We start from the raw sequence: 19,437 nt of genomic DNA, 5'->3' as shown, positions 1-19,437 counted from the left end.
GTATGATTTGGCCGGCAATTAGACAATAAGAGTCGATGACATAGACTCGGCAGTCATAGTTCTCACCCCACAGCAGAATTATTAACGTTTCAAAAGGTGCAACACGCGACACGAAGTTATGAAAATGCTCTCACTGGCATAGAGGAGCATGTATTTTATTAGAACAGCACCACGTAAGCAATGGCGTAAGGAGTCATAACGTAAGACGCGTTTCCTTAGATCCTGAAACAAGCCGCACGAACACCCCTCGTTCACAATCCTCGCAAGCAGACTAATCGAACGCTGAATAAAAATTACATAAGCCTCGGTAGGACGATTTAATTCGATTTCCTTTTTAAGGATATACTCATGAACACTAAGGGAGGCAATATCATCAGCCAGACTTAATGTATTTACAGCCGAATCAGATCGGGTAAATAAATAGCGGTAATAAAAATCACCTGATACTAAAATGTTGTCTGACGAAACGTCAAAAACCCGGTAAGCAAACAAGCGATCTTCACACATGTTTAGAGACACATCAAATCTGATATCGCCAATTTTGCTACGCTTAAATACATGAGAGAACAGGTACAGCTCATCACCGCACTGAATGGGACCACGGGAAGCAGAAAAATTATCCGAAGGCGACGAAATTACACCAATCTCAAAATCATTTTTATCAACTTTTATAGCACCAAAACATAAGATATCTGGAGAACAGTTTTCGAGCGTCTTACAGATAGCTGTTGTAGCTCCGCTTACGACACAATCGTCACTATCGCAAAACCAAAGATAATCCCCTTGTGAATTATTAATACCCGTATTGCGAGCGCTAGATACGCCTTGGTTTTTTTGATGGTAGCATCTGACTCTCGAATCGCTCAAAACCCATTGATCACATTTTATTGAAGACGAATCAGTTGATCCGTCGTCAATAAGAATGATTTCAATATTTGATTCACTGCCGTCCAATATACTCTCAAGACACTGATCAATATAACCAGCTGTGTTGAATACAGGAATAATTATTGAGAGCAACGGACGAGATCTATGATTTGCTATTTTTTCAGACAAGCTAGAATCCTTTTCCCAAAACCTGTGCGCCTCAATAGGAGCTTAATTGACATAATCAAATTCTTAGAAAAATTTATTGCTCGAAGATTAAACAGATTGTTAAATTCTGCTTCTAGCTCTTTGCGTATGGCAAGAGATTCTTCCGTGGGGTCAAGCTTATTCACAAGACGAATGAGAGAATATAAGATCGAGAGAACATAGAAGAGCTGAGCATCAGACATACCCAGGCCCTGCATTGATATATGCACTTCGCGATAACTCGCATAAAAATCCTCAACATTTTTAAGGCTAAAAGTACGCGAGATTCCGCTTAAATTTTGCCTATAAAAGTAGAAAGGATATTCGGTATATGAAATATGATTTGCATTCAGCATCAACTTATAAGTTGTTGCTACATCTTCATATGCGCGGCCTACGGGAAACCGAATAGCGTTATCTTCAAACAGTGAGCGTTTATACAGCTTCGCACAACTGTGGTTCGATACAATTTGATAGTAGAAATCATTAATAGTTAAGTGTTTAAATCCATTAAAGACACGTTTACGTTTAAATTCGATCCATTCGTTTTCAGAGAAAAAAGAGCCGTAACTCGAGACAACGATGTCGGATGAAGATTGAATAGACTCACGAACCAGCTCCTCAATTGTTTCAGAGGAAATCAGGTCATCAGAATCAAGGAAGAATACATAGTCCCCGCGAGCACAATCTAGCCCCGCATTTCGAGCAGCAGATAATCCTGCATTGCTTTGATTAATAATCTGGGCACGGACATCTGAAGATAAAAGATGATTGGCAATATCAGCACTCTTATCAGTGGAGCCGTCATTCACACAGATAATCTCAAGATTTCTATAAGATTGATGAAGCACACTTTCTATTGCGCTTGCTACATAATTCTCTACATTGTAAATAGGGATTATGACAGAAACGACTGTATTCTGCATATCAGTTCCACCAATACAGCTTGTGAACGTAACGATAATCGAATCCCGAATAGGGACTGGGATTACGACCGACAATGGTCGAATATGGAATAACCTGGTGATCCTTAAGGACAGATATGTCATAAAAGGAATAAATTGTAAAAATTATCAATATTGCAGATACAGCAACCAATCGAAAAGATTGAGAATCAATCTTTTCGATAACTAGCGGCAAACCTATCATTGAATGAAATGAAAAACTCCAGTAAATTCGCTCAGCATTCGGAATAAACGGCAAGAAAAACGTAACACCCACAGCCGCAATCTGTAGATACAGAAAGCATCTATACCACCACTCATTTTTACATTTGAGATAATTTTGATAATAGAGACTGAGGATGAATAGATTTAGACAGATTGTTCCAATAATAAACAAACTTCCTGCCGTGCTAAAGCCATTCAAAATTGCAGCGTATTTAGATGATCCCGGGAGTAGCTTTGCCACAACTGGAAAAGAAACGGTGCCAATTGCAGCCATTAAAACCAACAGCCCTGTCGCTCGTTTTGGATTCCATTCAATATTCATCAGCCAATATGTGGGAAACAAGACAATAGAAGAATAGTGGAAAGAAAAAGCAAGAAAACAAAGTAAAAGATATGGACGCAGCTCACGTTTAATTGCGAAATAAATCGCAAGAGAAAAAATTGAGCATGCAAGCATCTGTCGAATTGCATTCATGCTAATAAAATAATAACGAAATAAAAACAAGAGAAGAATACTGAAAGGAATATTAGGCGACATCTTCTTGAATGAAGCAAATACAAAAAAGATAAAAATTGCACTTGTCACGAAAAATAAAAGAAAGACGTTTGTAGAAAAAAATTGAATAAATTTATTTAATAAAACATATCCAAACTCAAAGCCATCGAAGTAGTTATTTTCGTAAATTCGATAAAATCCCGAATAGTACGTCGTGAAATAATCAGTACCGACGTTGTATCGAATTCCAGACACAATAATAAGGGGAATAGCCGAAAGAAAAAAAGGAAGAACTGAACGGGCCCTATCACCTGAAACCAGGACAAGATCGGATGATGCATGAACTCCGCGGCTAAAAACCAAATACAATCCAATTGACAGGCCAAAAGCTAATACGTAGACAAGCATCCCTAACCCACCTTTAAACACTTTATAAAGTTATCTAAATAAACGCATGAATCAAACTGTTTAGCTCTCAATTGAGCATTGGCCCCTAAATCAGAACGAAGAACGTCGTCATCAAAGAGTAATGACATTGCCCTTGCAATCGACTCGACAATATTCTCATCGCGTTCAACAAAAATCGAAGTTGAATTACTTGCATATTCCGGCATTCCGCCTGAATTTGTAACAATAGTAGCCTTACCTGCAGCCATAGCCTCTAATAATGAGAGGCATGCAGGTTCTTCCCAAATTGAGGGAATTACGCAAACATCAGCTATACCGTATATGTATTGAATTGCATCATGGGGGATAAATCCCGTGAATACAACCTTGTCACCAAGCAATGCGGCAAGGTCTTTAACCTTTGCCTCGTATTCGCTAGTAATATCGGAATCAAAAAATGCTGAACCGGCAATAAGCAGTTTTGACTTTGGCACGACATCTTTTATTAACGAAAAGGCTTCAAGTAGCTCCAATACACCCTTTTCGGGAGTAATCCTTCCATTAAACAAATACACAAAAGAGTCTACTTCGACCCCAAGATCATCTTTAATTTTAGATTTATCCGCATCTGATAATCGCGCGTCAAGAGCACTACAGTCAACACAATTCTTAAAAACAGAAATCTGGCCGGCTTTTAGCCCTTTAACCTGATTCACATATGAATCGGCAACAAATTCAGAAATGCAGAGAGCTGAGTTTACATTTGCGGCAATTTTTTCACATCCGTATAGCTCAGAAAAGACATTATGGAGATGATAGTAGTATCTACCGCGATACTTTCCAGCATTTCCGTAGCTTTTAAGCGCTAAAAAAATACTAGGATGATTCTCAACAATGAGAGTGCCAAAATCATCAGAATGAAGCAAATGACCCATTCGCTTCAAAAACCACATGCGTTGAAAAACAAAACGACATGAAGAAATATTTCGACTAAGCGTTAGCTTTTTTGCAATAGCAAATACAGCCTTATCCAATTCTTCGATCATCTTAGGAGGTTTAAGAAATATGCAATTACAATGCTTATAAGAAACGGACTTGCGATATGCCGATTCACTCCAAATTGAAATGACATTAAACTCAAAACATGGGTTTAATTCATTATTTTCAATTAAAGTTTCAACAAGTGCCTCTACAGCACCGCCTTCAGTTGCTGGAACAGGCAAAATTCCCGTTGTAAGGAAGGTCACCTTCTTTAGCTTTTTCAACCTACGCTCCTCTCCAAGCTAAAGCGACTCATAAAAAGCAGATAGTGCTTTTGCCGCAAATTCGATGTCATAATTCCTAAATCTAGACAAGTCAATAGACCTATCAACTTTTGGATGAATAGCAGAAATTTCTTTAACCCAGACATCCGACTTCTCTATTGACAGGAATTTGCTTTCGCCTGTAACATCAACCTCACGTGTGATCGCATCACTAAACAGGCATGGCAAACCCGCCACCTGTGCCTCGACGCCGACGAGGCCCAGGCCTTCGTAAAGGCTTGGCAGAACGAACGCATCAAACGCCTGGTACAAACGACTGACATCACTTCTCTGTCCCAGAAATTTAACGCGATCCGTGAGACCGCGTTCGTCCACCAAGGCCTTTACGGAGGCCCCGGCTTCGCCGGTACCGACAAGCAACAGGACGGCGTCGTCGCGGCGCTTCGCGACCTCAGAAAAAACATCAATCAAAAACGAATGGTTCTTCTGGGCAGTAAAGCGCCCCACATGTCCAATGGCAAACTGGTTGCCGACGAGGCCCAGGTCGGCTCGCGCCTTCGCGCGAGCCTCCGCATTGAAGCTGAAGCGAACCAAATCAATTGCGTTATATACAACCTCGAAGTTTGCATCTTTACCGAAAAGCCATTCACCGGCGAATTTACTGCATGCAAAACGATGCGTTGGATAACGATTTGACTGCGTTTTTAGCACGGCCTTCAGAATATTCTTGGCATACTCGCCCTTACCACTCGTAGAGTGGCTATGGGCAATCCGCACTGGAACACCCGCCTTCTTTGCCGCACGGAGCGGAAAAACTGAAAGCGCGTTAATGTGACTGTGCACAACCTTCCAACCCTCTTGTTTAAAGAGGCGCTGAAGCTCTCGCTGGTATTCAACTACATGCTGATAGGGCGGTATTTCAAAGACCCTGCCACCGAGCGATTCGATTTCTTCTCGCGGAATAAGCGTCGAATCTGAGTCGACAAGGAAATCGAACTGCACCTTGCTACGGTCAATATGACGGTAGTAGTTCATAACAACAGCCTCGACGCCGCCGCCATTCATTTTTCCGACTATCTGAGCGACACGAATCGAATTAGCCATTTATCGCCCCGTCCTCTTCTTGCCGAACATGGCACCAAAAGTGCCGGTGAAACATTTCCAGTCCATGCGGAAGCAGCGATTACGCACATAGCGAAGCTCAATCTTCTGTCGTAAGCCACTGTTGAAGGTTGCCTCGTTACGGTCAGTCGCCTGCCACAGGCCAGTAATACCGGGCTGGACAGAGAGCAGCTCAGCTTTTTCCTCGTAGGAAAAATGCTGCTCAAGCTCATCCCTTGTAATGGGACGGGGGCCAATGACTGAAAGATCGCCGTTCAGCACATTGAGAAACTGAGGCATCTCATCGATGGAGCATTTACGAATGAATTGACCAATCTTGGTAATGCGGGGGTCGTCGTCAACCTTGCGCTCGACTTCCCACTGATGCAGCTGCTCAGGACTCAAATACTTCTGCACATCACCCGCATCGGCGACCATACTGCGAAGCTTAAAAATCCTGATTGTCTTTCCGCCCTTACCAACGCGCTCTTGCGTATACATAGGACTGCCAGGCGATTCAAGGCTAATGAGCGCACACACGATGGCGATAGGGATAAGCAGCAGCACGCTCATCAAAAGACTGAATACAAGGTCAAACAGTCTCTTAATAAAGCGGTAGCCAAGCGTACCGCTCGGTTTAATCTCTTTAATAGCCAGTGCATCCCCCACAGATACACAGCTCTCTGTTACTTCTTTAGCAGCCACAATAAAACTTACGTCCCTGTCCCCAGGAACCCCCCCCCGTCTATGAATCCAAAATGCGAACGAATAGCTGGCGCAACGTCTCCCTTACGTTTTGCTGGGAACGTCGAGCGCAAGCAGCTCCCTAAATGTGGAGTCACCCTCGCCCACGTCTACCAGGCACCAGCGCTTATGACGGTCGATCTTTTTTACGCGGGCCTCTTGCCCCACCAAGGGCCCCTGTTCTATGTGCAACACGCCGTCTTCTATGCGCGCAACGCTGTTGCGCACCACGCCGTCGTCGTCCAGCACGCTGCGGTACCAATCCTGCGCATCGTCCGGCATGGGCATGTACGCCCGGTCCCTACTACCGGCGATGCGACAGCCAAAGCTCAACTGGGCCAGGGCCCTATCGAGCGCGGCGGCATCGTGCGTGGCGACGAAGAAATATTCCTTGTACATGGGTTTGGTTTGGAGCGACCAAGCGCCGTCCCGCTTAAACCAGAACTCCTTTTGCATTACAAAAGCGTCCTGCATAAGGTTGTGCGGGATAATGCGGCGGACCTTTTCGCAGGTCTCGCGCTCTTTTCCATTGGGGGTGTGGACCAGATACCAGCGGACGCGGCCGTGCTGGCTGTTGGTGGTGGCGCCGTTAAATGCGCCCGGCAGTTGCTCTTGGCGCCGTGCCGTCTGTTCCAAGTTCTCGCCCCCTCTTTTGGCTTTGCGATGCACGCAAATGCAGGGGCGTTTAGAACAGGCTTCTCGCTCGCAGCTAGGCGCAGTCGCAAAAGTACAGGTTTTTATAGAGGGGTATGGAGATGTACCTACTAGCAGTACATTTTGCGTAATCTGGGCAAACGCTGATTAATTGCTCGTATAATATCGTCTGTCGAAAGATACAAAAACCTGTACCTTTTTGTGCAACAAAAAAAGCCGCTCAACCAGCGGCTTTTCTTATTTCGGTATGAAAAAAGGCAACCGCCCATTGTGGACGGTCGCCTTTGTAAGTAGTTGTGAAGTTTGCCTTAGGCGCGAGTCTTGATCTCCTCGAACACCTTGGCAACAAACTCGTCAACGCTCATCTGAACGGTCTCGTTGGAGCGATCGCGGACGGAGATGTTGCCGGCCTCGACCTCCTTCTCGCCCAAGATAAGCATGTAGGGTACGCGATCGATGCTGCGGGCCTCGCGGATCTTGTAGCCGATCTTCTCGTCGCGATCGTCGCAGACCACGCGAATGCCGGCCTCCTCCAGCTTGGCGCACACCTCGTGGGCGTAGTCGCGGCTCTTCTCAGAGACGGGAAGTGCCTTGACCTGCACGGGAGCCAACCAGGTGGGGAATTTGCCCGCAAAGTGCTCAATCAGAATACCGATGAAGCGCTCGATGGAGCCAAAGCATACGCGGTGCAGCATAATGGGGCGCTTCTTGGTGCCGTCGGCGTCCACGTACTCCAGGTCAAAGTTGAGCGGCATCTGGAAGTCGAGCTGAACAGTACCGCACTGCCAGGTACGACCGAGCGAATCCTCCAGGTGGAAGTCGATCTTGGGGCCGTAGAAGGCGCCGTCGCCCTCGTTGACCTCGTAGTCCATGCCCAGCTTCTCCAGAGCGGTGCGCAGGCCCTCCTCGGCGCGCGCCCAGTCCTCGTCCGAACCCATGGAGTCCTCGGGGCGGGTGGAAAGCTCAACGTGGTACTTAAAGCCAAACTTCTGGTACACGGAGTCGATGAGGTTGACCACGCCCACGATCTCGTCGGTCAGCTGGTCGGGGCGCACAAACAGGTGGGCGTCGTCCTGGTTAAAGCAGCGCACGCGGAACAAGCCGTGCAGGGCGCCGCGCAGCTCGTGGCGGTGCACCAGGCCAATCTCGCCGGCGCGGATGGGCAGCTCGCGGTAGGAGTGCGGCTTGGAGGCATACACCAGCACGCCGCCCGGGCAGTTCATGGGCTTAATGCAGTACTCTTCGTCGTCAATGACGGTGGAGTACATGTTGTCCTTGTAGTGGTCCCAGTGGCCCGAGGTCTTCCACAGCTGTTTATTCATGATGAGCGGCGTGGAGATCTCCACGTAGCCGGCCTTGTGGTGGATCTCGCGCCAGTAGTCCAGCAGCGTATTCTTAAGAATCATGCCGTTGGGCAGGAAGAACGGGAAGCCGGGAGCCTCGTCGCGCATCATAAAGAGGTCCATCTCGCGGCCGATCTTGCGGTGGTCGCGCTTCTTGGCTTCCTCCAGCATGTGCATGTGCTCGTCGAGCTCTTCCTTGGTGGCAAAGGCGACGCCGTTGATGCGGGTGAGCATCTTGTTGTCCTTGTCGCCCTTCCAGTAAGCGCCCGAGACGCCGGTGAGCTTAAAGGCCTTGAGCGCCTTGGTGTAGCAGATGTGGGGGCCGACGCACATGTCGATGTAGTCGCCCTGCTGGTAGAAGGTGATACGGGCGTCGTCGTCCAGGTCGCCGATGTGCTCGACCTTGTACTTCTCGCCGCGCTCCTCCATAAGGGCGATGGCCTCGGCGCGGGGCTTCTCGTACACGGAGAACTTGAGGTTCTCCTTGACGATCTTCTTCATCTCGGCCTCGATCGCGGGGAAGTCGTCCTCGCTGATCTTGACGCCCTCTGGCAGGTCGACGTCGTAGTAGAAGCCGTTGTCGGTCGCGGGACCGTAGGCAAAGTCGGCCTGGGGGTACAGGCGCTTGATGGCCTGCGCCATGATATGCGCGGCAGAGTGGCGGATGACGTGCGTGACCTCGTCCTGCGGGAGCTCGGCCACCGAACCGTCATTGTAGAGTGCCTTCATGGGTATGTTTTCTCCTCTCGGATGCCTGATGCAAGTGCGTGCGATGCGCTCGGCGTTTTAACTTGCATCATTATAGGCAGGTTGCCATGGTATACAAGCGCCCGCCGCACCTTAATGGTACGGCGGGCGATTTTCTACGCATGCTTCATCGTGTGGGGGCGGGGTGCGCGTGTTTGCGGCGTGCCCGTGGCTTGCGGCCGGCCCTGCGATGGATGCGTTACTGGATGCGAGTTCGGCAGTAGGGGCAGACCTTCCAGTGCGCATCGAGCGGGCGATGGCAGCTGGGGCAGACGTTGCGAACCTGAGTGTCGCACACCGGGCAGACAACGAAGTCCTTCTCGATGGGCGCGCCGCACTGCGGACAGGTGCCGTACTGGGCAAGCTGGCGCTCGCGCAGAGCCATGTCCAGCTCCTGCTCCTCGCGGTCGGACGCATAGGAGTGCGGGCGCAGAACCAGGTAGGCGATGAGGCCTACAAACGGGATGAGGGCGATGATGCCCCATGCCACGTAGGCGCTGGCGCCGCGGCGGCGAGCGTCGATGAACACATAGACGACCGACAGCACATACAGGGCGATGATAAAGCCAACGAAGGCATAGACGACGCCCATAAGCTGCGGCGACATGAGTTCGGAGATGTACTTGGACATTACGGGTACCTTTCGGGATATTAACACTCCGGTCAAGTTTACCACGGGGTTTGTTTATATGGGACTACGGCTGGGTACGGGGCCGGCGCGGACACAAACATCTCAATCTGTAACAGGTGGGAGCGGAATCCGGGTCTAGATGTTACAGAACGAGACACAGGGGGCCCTCCCCGACTTCAATCTCGATCTGTAACATCTTGGGCCCCAAAACCCCTCTTACTGTTACAGATCGAGACATTCAAAATCCGCCGGAAGGTTTGTCTTGATCTGTAACATCTAAAACCCAAATCATCAGCTAACTGTTACAGATCGAGACGTAGAAAACCGTCCGAACCGAATATCTCAATCTGTAACAGTTACTCGGCAAAAACAGTCCCAGGTGTTACAGAACGAGACAAACCTCTGACGCCAGGGGCGGCAGACGAGGTTATCGACGTTACTGGGTCTCCCCTCGCCTGCCGTTGGCGGGTGTTGCGGGGCTGTTCGCCGCATTGCCGCCGCACTGGGGGTGTGTAGACCATAGGATAGTCCTATTGACAGCCTGTCAACTCGTCTGGGAGGCACTGTGGCAGAAACGTTTGATATCGCGATTGTCGGCGCGGGCATCACCGGATGCGCTATCGCGCGGCAGCTCGCGAGGTTTGACCTTTCCATTTGCGTGGTCGAGGCGGCTAACGACATCGCGCTGGGCGCGTCGAAGGCCAACGGCGGCCTGGTGCACGCCGGCTACGATCCGGCGCCGGGCACGGTAAAGGCGCAGGTCAACGCCCGTGGCTGCGAGTTGTACAGTACATGGGCGCAGGAGCTGGACTTTCTGTTCTGCCGCACCGGGTCGATGGTATTGGGCTTTAACGACGAGGACCGCGCGCATCTGGAGCAGCTGCGGTGCAACGGCCATGTCAACGGTGTGCCCGAGCTGTCGATCGTCGGACCCGACCGCATCCACGAATTAGAGCCGCGCGCCAGCGCCGATGCAACGTGCGCGTTGTGGTGCCCCTCGACTGGATTTGTCGACCCGTTTGAGGTTGCCATCGCCGCGCTGGAAAACGCCGTGGCCAACGGGGTGACGTTTATGCGCTCCGCCCCGGTGGAAGCGATTGAAGTCGCGGGCTCGGGCGACGACACGTGCTTTACGCTGGCGACCCCCGCTGGCAACGTGCGCTGCCGCTACCTGATTAACGCCGCGGGCAACGGCGCCGCGAACATCTCGCATATGGCAGGCGCCGAGGAGTTCCAGATGGTCTGGCGTCAGGGCAACATCGTGGTGCTGGATAAGGAACCGCGCACGCTCATGCCGCTCTACCCTGTTCCCACGCCAGTGTCCAAGGGCGTTATCGTCACGGGTACCGTACATGGCAACACCGTGATTACCGCGACGGCTGCCGTGCGCGAGCCAGGCGACACGCAGACCTACGCGACCGATGTCAACGCGCTCTTGACCGGTGCGCACAAGCTGGTGCCCGATCTGGACACGCGTCGCGTGGTGCGCGCGTTTGCCGGCGGTCGACCGGTCATTAAGGGAACGAACGACTTCTTTATTGGGCAGTCGGCCGTGGTGCCGGGGCTGTTCCAGGCGGCAGGTATTCAGTCGCCGGGCGTGGCGAGCGCGCCGGCCATTGCCGAGCGCATGGAGCGCGTGATGCGCGAGGCGGGCGTTGCTTTGCGCGAAAGGGCCGATTGGGACCCGATTCGCCGCGCGCCGGACGACTTTGACCGCGTGCCGCTTGCGCGCAAGGAAGAGCTCATTGAATCCGACCCCGCTTGGGGGCAAATCGTCTGCCGCTGCGAAACGGTGCCCGAGGCCGAGATTGTTGCCGCGATCCGACGCCACCCGGGCGCGGTTTCGGTCGAGGGCGTCAAGCGCCGCTGCCGCGCCGGCATGGGTCGGTGCCAGAGCGGCTTTTGCCAGAGCCGCGTGGTAGCGATCCTGGCGCACGAACTGGGCTGCGACCCCAGCGAGGTGTTGTTGGAGGATGCCGGATCTTGGCTGGTCCAGGGACCGCTGAAGGGGGTACGTTAGGATGGCGACGTTTGATATGCGCGACGAACGCGCGGAGGCTCGAACCGCAGAGGTCGGAGCCTCAGCGCCCGTGCAAACGCAGGCGTTCGACGTGGTCGTTATCGGCGGCGGACCTGCCGGCATGGCGGCCGCGCTTGCCGCTCATAAGGCCAGAGCACGCGTGGCCATCGTGGAGCGCGAGCAGCACCTGGGCGGCATCCTCCGCCAGTGCATCCACCCCGGCTTTGGCCTGTCGCACTTTAAGCAGGAGCTCACCGGTCCCGAGTACGCGCAGCGCTTTATCGACCAGGTTCGCGCGACCGACATTGCGCTGTTCCTGAACAGCATGGTGCTTGGGATTGATTCAGGCGAGCCTGCGGAAGACACCGCGGTCCATACCGTCACGCTCATGAGCCGTGCAGGTATGCTACAGCTCACCGCACGCGCGGTCGTCCTTGCTATGGGATGCCGCGAGCGCACACGCAGCGAGATCAAGATCCCCGGCAGCCGTCCCGCCGGCGTGTTTACGGCGGGCCTGGCGCAGCGATACATCAATATCGAAAACCTCAAGCCCGGCTCGCGCGCTGTCATTTTGGGCTCGGGCGACATCGGTCTTATCATGGCGCGCCGCTGCACGCTTGAGGGGATTTCCGTCGAGGGCGTGTACGAGCTCATGCCGTACGCCAACGGTCTGCGCCGCAACGTCAAGAACTGCCTGGACGACTTTGGAATTCCGCTGCACCTGTCCACCACGGTCACGCGCGTGATCGGGCACGACCGCGTGAAAGCCGTCGAGGTAAGCCAGGTCGACGAGCGCCTGGCGCCCATTCCGGGGACCGAGCGCATTGTTCCGTGCGACACGCTGCTGCTTTCGGTGGGATTGATTCCCGAGAACGAGCTTTCGGTTGCCGCAGGCGTAGAGCTTGACCCGCGCACGCGCGGTGCCGTAGTTGACCAGAGCCTCCAGACAGGCGTGCCGGGCATCTTTGCCTGTGGCAACGTGCTGCACGTGCACGACCTGGCCGACAACGTGACGACCGAGTCCGAGCGCGCCGGTGCAGCCGCGGCGGCGTACGCGCTGGGTGGCGGAGCCGAAACGAACGCGGTCGCGGACACGAGCTGCGAGCTCACGGTCTCCCCTGCCGGCATTGCGGGCTACGCGCTGCCGGGACGCATTACGGCTGTGGCGCTCACCAAGCTCAACTTCCGCGTACGCCGACCGGTCGATACCGCTCGAGTACGCATCTTGGCCAACGGCGAAGAAGTGTTTGCGGGCAAAGTCCGCGCGTTTAAACCGAGCGTCATGGAAAGCTTCCCGCTGCCGGCAAAGGTGATTCAGCAAGCGCTCGACCTAGGTGTAAGCGAAATTATCCTGTCCGTCGACCCCGTTGAGGAGGCGTAAAGCCATGAGCATGAACGCGATCGAGACGCTCAAGTTCAACTGCACCACCTGCCCATCCGAATGCCTTCTGACCGTAGAAATCGAGCGCGACGCCAATGGCGCCGTGGTGGAAGTGCGCTCCGTAACCGGCAACAACTGCCCACGCGGTGATAAATTCGCACATCAGGAGCTCACCTGTCCCATGCGCGTGCTCACGACGACCGTGGCCGTCTCCGGCGGCGACGAAGCCCTGCTCCCCGTGCGCACCGCCGAAGCCATCCCGCTAGAACTCCACGCCCAGGCCATGGACCTCATCCGCGGCGTGGTCGTCGAGGCCCCCATCCGCATGGGCGACATCGTTCTGAAGAACCTCCTCAACACCAACATCGACCTCATCGCCAGCATAGACATCGAGTAGCTAATTTGGGACGGGCTCTTTTATCTGGCCCTTCCCTTCCCCTCGCTAGCGAAAATGCTCTCTCGGCCACTATCGGATTTGTGCCATTTCAAAACTACCCCGGATTACGGGGCTGATTCGGAGGCCCCCATCCATACCGGCAATTTTCGATTTTTGATAAGCCGTCTACCTGCGGTTTTAATTTCGCGATTTTTCCCATGGTCAAGTAATACAGGTCCAGCCCCGTAATCCGCCATACTATTGAAACCAGCCCATTTGGGGCGGGCCTCTTATGACTACTTTTGCCAGAACGTCCGCTAGACTGGCCATACCATGGAGTGTCCCGAAGTGTCGGCATAAAAGGAACGTCCCTATGTGCCGGGCTTGGGATACCATGGTGGCAGCCTAGCGAAAGGATGTTTCATGGCACATGTCGATGACCAGCGTGTGGCGCGCGTGCTCGATGCGCTCGAGGCTCAGCACCCCGGCGCACAGCTGCTCGTAAACGACCCGTGGTCGATCTATTACCTGACCGGCTTTTATGCAGATATGTTCGAGCGTTTTTGCAGTGTGCTGCTCGCGCGCGATTGCGAGCCAGTGATCTTGGTCAACGCGCTGCATCAGCTGCCCGAGTATGACAATGCCCGCGTCGCCTATCACACCGATACCGATGTCGTGACCGACGCCATCGCGCGCGAGGTCAATCCGACCAAGCCGCTTGGCATCGACACCGTCATGCGCTCCGGCTTTTTGATGCCGCTTATGGAGTGCCACGCCGCCAGCGAGTTTTTCCTGGGTGACTTTGCCGTCACCGCCGCGCGCACCTACAAGGATGCCGCCGAGCAAGAGCTCATGCGCGCGTCCTCGGCCGCTAACGACGCTGTGATGGCCGACGCCATCACGCACGTCCACGAAGGTGTGACGGAGCGCGAAATTGCTGACCAGATGCTCGGCCTGTACCGCAAGCACGGCTGCGAGGGCTTTAGCTTTCCGCCCATCGTGAGCTTTGGCGCCAACGCCGGCGACCCGCACCACGAGCCCGACGGCACCGTGCTCAAGCGCGGCGACGTGGTGCTATTCGACATTGGCGGACGCCATCGCAACTACTGCTCGGATATGACGCGCACGTTCTTTTGGGGCGAGCCGGACGAGGAGACGGCACACATCTACGAAATCGTGCGCCGCGCTAACGAAGCCGCCGAGGCGCTGATCGCACCGGGCGTTCGCATGTGCGACCTGGACCGTGCCGCGCGCGACGTTATTGAGGATGCGGGCTACGGTAAGTACTTTACGCATCGCTTGGGCCACTCGATTGGTCTGCAGGACCACGAGCCGGGCGACGTCTCACTGGTCAACGAGCAGGTCGTAGAGCCGGGCATGACGTTCTCCATCGAGCCGGGCATCTACCTCCCCGGCCGCACCGGCGTCCGCATCGAGGACCTGGCCCTGGTGACCGAGAACGGCGTCGAGATTCTCAACGCCTACCCCCACGACGCCATGCGCCTGGACTAGGCTCATCCCCAACTGAAGAGGAAACTTGGGTAGCTAATTTGGGACGGGGCTTTTTTAGCTGCCCTATGTCAAATGTGGTTTCCTGCTTCGAAGACTCCGGGTAGGGTAGCTAAATTAGCCCCGTCCCAAATTAGCTACCCTCCAGGATGGGTTAACGGAGCAGACCGGCTACTTCGCCGGCTAGGGTGATGGTGCCGGCTGCTACGAAGGACTCGCCCGCGGCATCGAGGGCCGCGAGGGCCTCAGGCACGCTCGCGTACACGCCCGCGAGCTTATCGGCGTCCACCAGGGCGGCAAGCTCCTCCGCCGGCAGGGCGCGATCGGAATCGGTCTGGGTCACGACCACGCGGGGGAACGCCGGAACCAGAACGTCAACGATGCCCGCCACGTCCTTATCGGCCAGCGCGGCACACAGCAGCGTGGGGCGGTTCTCCACGCACGGATCGATCTCGTCCAGCGCGCTCACAAAGTTCTCGCAGCTCTGGGGATTATGGCAGGCATCAATCAGCTTGAGCGGATCGGTTCCCAGCACATCAAAGCGACCCGGTGTGGGGCAACCCATAAGCGACGCATCAAGCGCATCGTGGTCAAGCTCGCGGCCCAGATAGCCCTCGCACAGCATAATCGCGCACGCGGCATTCTGCGGCTGGTATGCCGGCTTGACCATAGTCGACGTATAGATCGCACGCGGCGTGGTGCAGCTGAACTCCACTGTATCGCCAACGTGCGCCGGCACCTTAGTCGTGGCGTGGCTCACCACGAGCGGCACGATGCCGCACTCGCGGCAACGGGCATCCATCACGCGCTGAACGCTCGCCTCGTGCGTGCCCTCGCCCAAAACAACCAAGCGCCCGGGTTTGATAACCGCAGCCTTCTCACCCGCAATGGCCTCAAGCGTATCGCCCAGAATGCGTGTATGGTCGAGCCCAATGCCCGTAATGGCAACGGCGACGGGATCGGTCGCACTCGTGGCGTCCCAACGTCCGCCCATGCCGACCTCGAGCACGGCAACATCCACCGCGGCCTCGGCAAACACCACAAGCGCAGCAGCCGTCAGCAGGTCAAACGGCGTGATGGTATAGGCGCGCTCCCCCGCCGCCACACGGTGCGCATTCACCCGACGCCCCGCCTCGACAGCCGCCGAAACGCCACGGGCAAAGGCCTCGTCGCTCACAACGCGCCCGTCAACCTCCATGCGCTCGGGATAGCGAATAAGCTGCGGCGACGTATACAGTGCGGTTTTAAGCCCTTCGCCACGAAGAATAGCAGCCGAAAAACGCGTGGTCGAAGTCTTGCCATTGGTACCAGCAACCTGAATGCAATCGTAATACTCATCCGGACGCCCCAACTCATCGAGCATATCGATGACCGTCTCGAGCAACGGACCAGCATCCCCCGAAATCCGCCCTGTATCAGCAGCCAGCCCAACAGCCTCACCAAACGAAAGCAACTCAAACGAGAAAGGAACGACATACGACCCAGAACGCTTAGCCATAACCCAAAGTCCCCCATAACAGAAAAAGAGGCTCATCAAAAAGAATGAGCCCCTCGCGTTGACAATTTCAGCCTTTACCCGCTTGCAGCAAGATCAAGGCCACAACCAAGTGACCTCACCAGGCAGCGGACGCCCCCGTAACCGCTATGGGAGCGGTTTGGGGCTTTGCTCGATACAAGTTCCGCACGCAAAGGACAGCACTTAATGTGCTGTCCGTCTTGCGCAGGACTGTCCGCAGTAGCGAGCAAAGCCCCAAACCGCGTCCCCCAGTACCGCCTACGAGAAGTCAGCAACCTGAGCAGTCAGCGCCGCCAGGGTCTCCTTGAGCTCAGCTGCACGGTCCCTCTTCTTCTGGACCACCGCAGGCGCGGCCTTAGCCACAAAGCCCTCGTTGGCGAGCGTCTTCTCGCAGCCAGCGAGCTCCTTCTGCGCCGCGGCGATCTCCTTCTCCAGGCGTGCCTTCTCGGCCGAAAGGTCAACCTTGCCCTCGAGCACCACAAAGACCTCGACGCCGCTATCGACCACGGCGATGCTCGCGGCCGGCTTCTCAACGTCGGTACCCATGACCAGCGAGGTGGTGTTGGCCAGCGGCTCGATGGTCGAGCGCAGGCTCTCGAGCTTCTCGATATCCTCGGCACCGGCGCGCACGACCACGTCGAGCTCGGCCTTGGGGCTCAAGCGATAACGCGAACGGGTGGCGCGGGCGGCGGAAACGACGGTACGGCACAGCTCAAACGCGCGCTCGGCAGGCTCGTCGACGTACTTGGCGTAGTCGGCGGGCTCCGGCCACTTGGCGATCATGAGCGCCTCGGCGCGGTTCACATTGCCCTCGGCGTCCAGATCGAGCACGCTCGCCGGCATGTTGCCCCAAATCTCCTCGGTGACAAACGGCATAAGCGGGTGCATCAGGCGAATGGAGGTGTCGAGCACAAAGATCAGGTTGCGCTGGGCCTGCAGACGGCCTTCGCCCTTCAGGCGGGCCTTGGTGACCTCGACGTACCAGTCGCAGACCTCGTTCCAGAAGAACTGCTGCACGCCGCGGGCCATATCACCAAAGGTGTAGTTCTCAATACCCTCGGTGACCATCTTCACGGCCTTTGCCAAGCGACTGAACATCCAGGCGTCGGCCGGCGTCTCAACGACGGGCTCGCCGGGCGTGTAGCCCTCCATGTTCATGAGCAGGAAGCGGCTGGCGTTCCAGATCTTGGTCACAAACGACTTGGCCTGGTCGGTACGCGGGCTGTCGATAAGCTGCTTGGTCTTCTTGTCGATGTTCGCGTCGAACTTGACGTCCTGATTGTTGGTGCACAGCGTGAGCAGGTTGTAGCGCATGGCGTCGGCGCCGTACATGCCAATAAGGTCCATGGGGTCAACGCCGTTGCCCTTGGACTTGGACATGCGGCTGCCGTCCTTGGCAAGAATCGTCGGGTAGATGACGACGTCCTTAAACGGCACCTCGTCCAGGAAGTACAGCGAGCTCATGACCATGCGGGCAACCCACAGCGCGATGATGTCGCGTGCAGTGACGAGCGCTGTCGTGGGGTGATGGCCCTCGAGCAGCTCCGGCTTTTGCGGCCAGCCCTGCGTGGCGAAGGTCCACAGCTGCGAGCTGAACCAGGTGTCCAGCACGTTCTCGTCCTGATGCACGTGATGGCCGCCGCACTTGGGGCACACATCGGTGTCCTCGGTGAGGGCGTCCTCCCAGCCGCAGTCCTCGCAGTAGAACACGGGGATGCGGTGGCCCCACCACAGCTGGCGGCTGATGCACCAGTCCTTGAGGTTCTCCATCCAGGTAGTGTAGGTCTGCGTCCAGCGCGCGGGGTGGAAGGTGACCTTGCCGGAGTTGACGGCGTCGAGCGCCGGTCCCTTGAGCTTGTCGACGGCGACGAACCACTGCTCGGACAGCCACGGCTCCAGGGCGGAGTCGCAACGGTAGCAGTGCATGACGGAGTGATCGTGCTCGTCGACGTGGTCGAGCAGGCCGTGCTCGTCGAACCACTTGATGACGGCCTCGCGGCACTCGTCGCGGTTCATGCCGGTGAACTCGCCGTAGCCCTCGACGACCACCGCGTGCTCGTCGAAGATATTGATCTGCGGCAGGTCGTGGGCCTGACCCATGGCGTAGTCGTTGGGGTCGTGGGCCGGGGTGACCTTAACGAAGCCGGAGCCAAAGTTGGCGTCGACGTGCCAATCCTCAAAGATGGGGATCTCGCGGTCGACGATGGGGAGCTTGACGGTCTTGCCCACAAAGGCGGCCTTCTCGGGGTCCTTCGGGGAGACGGCAACGCCCGTGTCGCCGAGCATGGTCTCGGGGCGCGTGGTGGCGACGACGATGTAGTCCTGGCCGTTGACCGGCTCGGTCAGCGGGTAGCGCAGGTGCCACAGGTGGCCCTTCTCGTCCTTGTACTCGGCCTCGTCGTCCGAAATAGCGGTGGTGCAGTTGGGGCACCAGTTGACGATGCGCTTGCCGCGGTAGATCAGGCCGTCGTGGTACCAGTCGCAGAACACCTTGCGCACGGCCTGGGCGTAGTCCTCGTCCATGGTAAAGCGCTCGTTGTCGAAGTCGACGGAGCAACCCATGCGCTTGATCTGCTCGACGATGATGCCGCCGTACTCGTGGGTCCAGTCCCAGCAGGCGTCGACAAACTTGTCGCGGCCAATCTCCAGGCGGCTAATGCCCTCGCTCTTGAGCTTTTTGTCAACCTTGGTCTGCGTGGCGATACCGGCGTGGTCGGTACCCAGCACCCAGCGCGTGGACTTGCCGCGCATGCGGGCCATACGGATGATGGCGTCCTGGATGGAGTCGTCGGTAGCGTGGCCCATGTGGAGCTTGCCGGTCACGTTGGGAGGCGGAATGGTGACGGTACAGTCGCCCACGCCCTCGCGGCGCTTGTAGTAGCCGCCGTCGAGCCACTTCTGCAGGATCGCCGGCTCGTTGGTCGACGGATCGTAGTTCTTGGGCATCTCTTCCATATATCTCTCCCTGTCCCGCCGGGGAGGAATGTAGGCCCGATTTTCGTTCGGTCAGGTCCTGGGCTCGCT

At 55.4% G+C, this 19,437-nt stretch carries 15 protein-coding genes; 4 read left to right on the top strand and 11 right to left on the bottom strand.

Annotated features, from left to right (window positions below):
• Positions 1-81 precede the first annotated feature (81 nt).
• The 9 genes from DXC90_RS04950 to DXC90_RS04910 all read right to left on the bottom strand — a co-directional run bounded on the left by DXC90_RS04950 (position 82) and on the right by DXC90_RS04910 (position 9,611).
• Positions 82-1,056: a glycosyltransferase gene (locus DXC90_RS04950; protein ID WP_158550222.1), complete on the bottom strand. Its 975-nt coding sequence runs from the start codon at positions 1,054-1,056 to the stop codon at positions 82-84.
• Positions 1,041-2,000 carry a glycosyltransferase family 2 protein gene (locus tag DXC90_RS04945; RefSeq protein WP_158550221.1) on the bottom strand — a complete coding sequence of 320 codons (960 nt, stop codon included), beginning with the start codon at positions 1,998-2,000 and terminating at the stop codon, positions 1,041-1,043. Before DXC90_RS04945 ends, DXC90_RS04950 begins: the two co-directional genes overlap by 16 nt.
• A gap of 1 nt (position 2,001) precedes the next feature.
• Positions 2,002-3,147, bottom strand: a complete 1,146-nt coding sequence (locus DXC90_RS04940) for an EpsG family protein (protein ID WP_117735008.1) — start codon at positions 3,145-3,147, stop codon at positions 2,002-2,004.
• Positions 3,148-3,149: 2 nt separating this feature from the next.
• Positions 3,150-4,391, bottom strand: a complete 1,242-nt coding sequence (locus tag DXC90_RS04935) for a glycosyltransferase family 4 protein (protein WP_117735007.1) — start codon at positions 4,389-4,391, stop codon at positions 3,150-3,152.
• Positions 4,392-4,409: 18 nt separating this feature from the next.
• Positions 4,410-5,495, bottom strand: coding sequence for a glycosyltransferase family 1 protein (locus DXC90_RS04930; protein ID WP_117735006.1), 1,086 nt, complete (start codon positions 5,493-5,495; stop codon positions 4,410-4,412).
• On the bottom strand, positions 5,496-6,197 hold the full coding sequence (locus DXC90_RS04925; RefSeq protein WP_199406621.1) for a sugar transferase: 702 nt from the start codon (positions 6,195-6,197) through the stop codon (positions 5,496-5,498). It abuts the gene before it with no gap.
• Positions 6,198-6,281: 84 nt separating this feature from the next.
• A complete protein-coding gene (locus tag DXC90_RS04920; RefSeq protein ID WP_117735005.1) occupies positions 6,282-6,872 on the bottom strand; it encodes a hypothetical protein in 591 nt (196 codons plus the stop codon).
• Positions 6,873-7,198: 326 nt separating this feature from the next.
• Entirely contained in the window at positions 7,199-8,962 is a 1,764-nt protein-coding gene (gene thrS, locus DXC90_RS04915) for a threonine--tRNA ligase (RefSeq protein WP_117735004.1), read from the bottom strand.
• A 217-nt stretch (positions 8,963-9,179) separates the two neighbouring features.
• A complete protein-coding gene (locus DXC90_RS04910; protein WP_055251579.1) occupies positions 9,180-9,611 on the bottom strand; it encodes a zinc ribbon domain-containing protein in 432 nt (143 codons plus the stop codon).
• A 565-nt stretch (positions 9,612-10,176) separates the two neighbouring features.
• Here DXC90_RS04910 and DXC90_RS04905 point away from each other — a divergent pair.
• The 4 genes from DXC90_RS04905 (at position 10,177) to DXC90_RS04890 (ending at position 14,900) form a co-directional block, all read left to right on the top strand.
• Positions 10,177-11,631, top strand: a complete 1,455-nt coding sequence (locus DXC90_RS04905) for an NAD(P)/FAD-dependent oxidoreductase (protein WP_117735003.1) — start codon at positions 10,177-10,179, stop codon at positions 11,629-11,631.
• Between the two features lies 1 nt (position 11,632).
• On the top strand, positions 11,633-13,012 hold the full coding sequence (locus DXC90_RS04900; RefSeq protein WP_233502177.1) for an NAD(P)/FAD-dependent oxidoreductase: 1,380 nt from the start codon (positions 11,633-11,635) through the stop codon (positions 13,010-13,012).
• 4 nt (positions 13,013-13,016) lie between these two features.
• Positions 13,017-13,409 carry a DUF1667 domain-containing protein gene (locus tag DXC90_RS04895; RefSeq protein WP_117735002.1) on the top strand — a complete coding sequence of 131 codons (393 nt, stop codon included), beginning with the start codon at positions 13,017-13,019 and terminating at the stop codon, positions 13,407-13,409.
• Positions 13,410-13,811: 402 nt separating this feature from the next.
• Positions 13,812-14,900, top strand: coding sequence for a Xaa-Pro peptidase family protein (locus tag DXC90_RS04890; protein ID WP_117735001.1), 1,089 nt, complete (start codon positions 13,812-13,814; stop codon positions 14,898-14,900).
• A 151-nt stretch (positions 14,901-15,051) separates the two neighbouring features.
• Here DXC90_RS04890 and DXC90_RS04885 read toward each other — a convergent pair whose 3' ends face one another.
• Together DXC90_RS04885 and DXC90_RS04880 are read right to left on the bottom strand one after the other, a co-directional pair.
• Positions 15,052-16,395 (bottom strand): folylpolyglutamate synthase/dihydrofolate synthase family protein, encoded by a 1,344-nt coding sequence (locus DXC90_RS04885; RefSeq protein WP_117735000.1) that lies wholly within the window; start codon positions 16,393-16,395, stop codon positions 15,052-15,054.
• Positions 16,396-16,671: 276 nt separating this feature from the next.
• On the bottom strand, positions 16,672-19,368 hold the full coding sequence (locus tag DXC90_RS04880; RefSeq protein WP_117734999.1) for a valine--tRNA ligase: 2,697 nt from the start codon (positions 19,366-19,368) through the stop codon (positions 16,672-16,674).
• Positions 19,369-19,437: the final 69 nt, after the last annotated feature.

This window comes from Collinsella sp. TF09-1AT, from assembly GCF_003436895.1.
Taxonomy (GTDB): Bacteria; Actinomycetota; Coriobacteriia; order Coriobacteriales; family Coriobacteriaceae; genus Collinsella.
The sequence above is the reverse complement of the archived record's forward strand: the minus strand, read 5'-3'. Positions and strand labels throughout refer to the sequence as shown.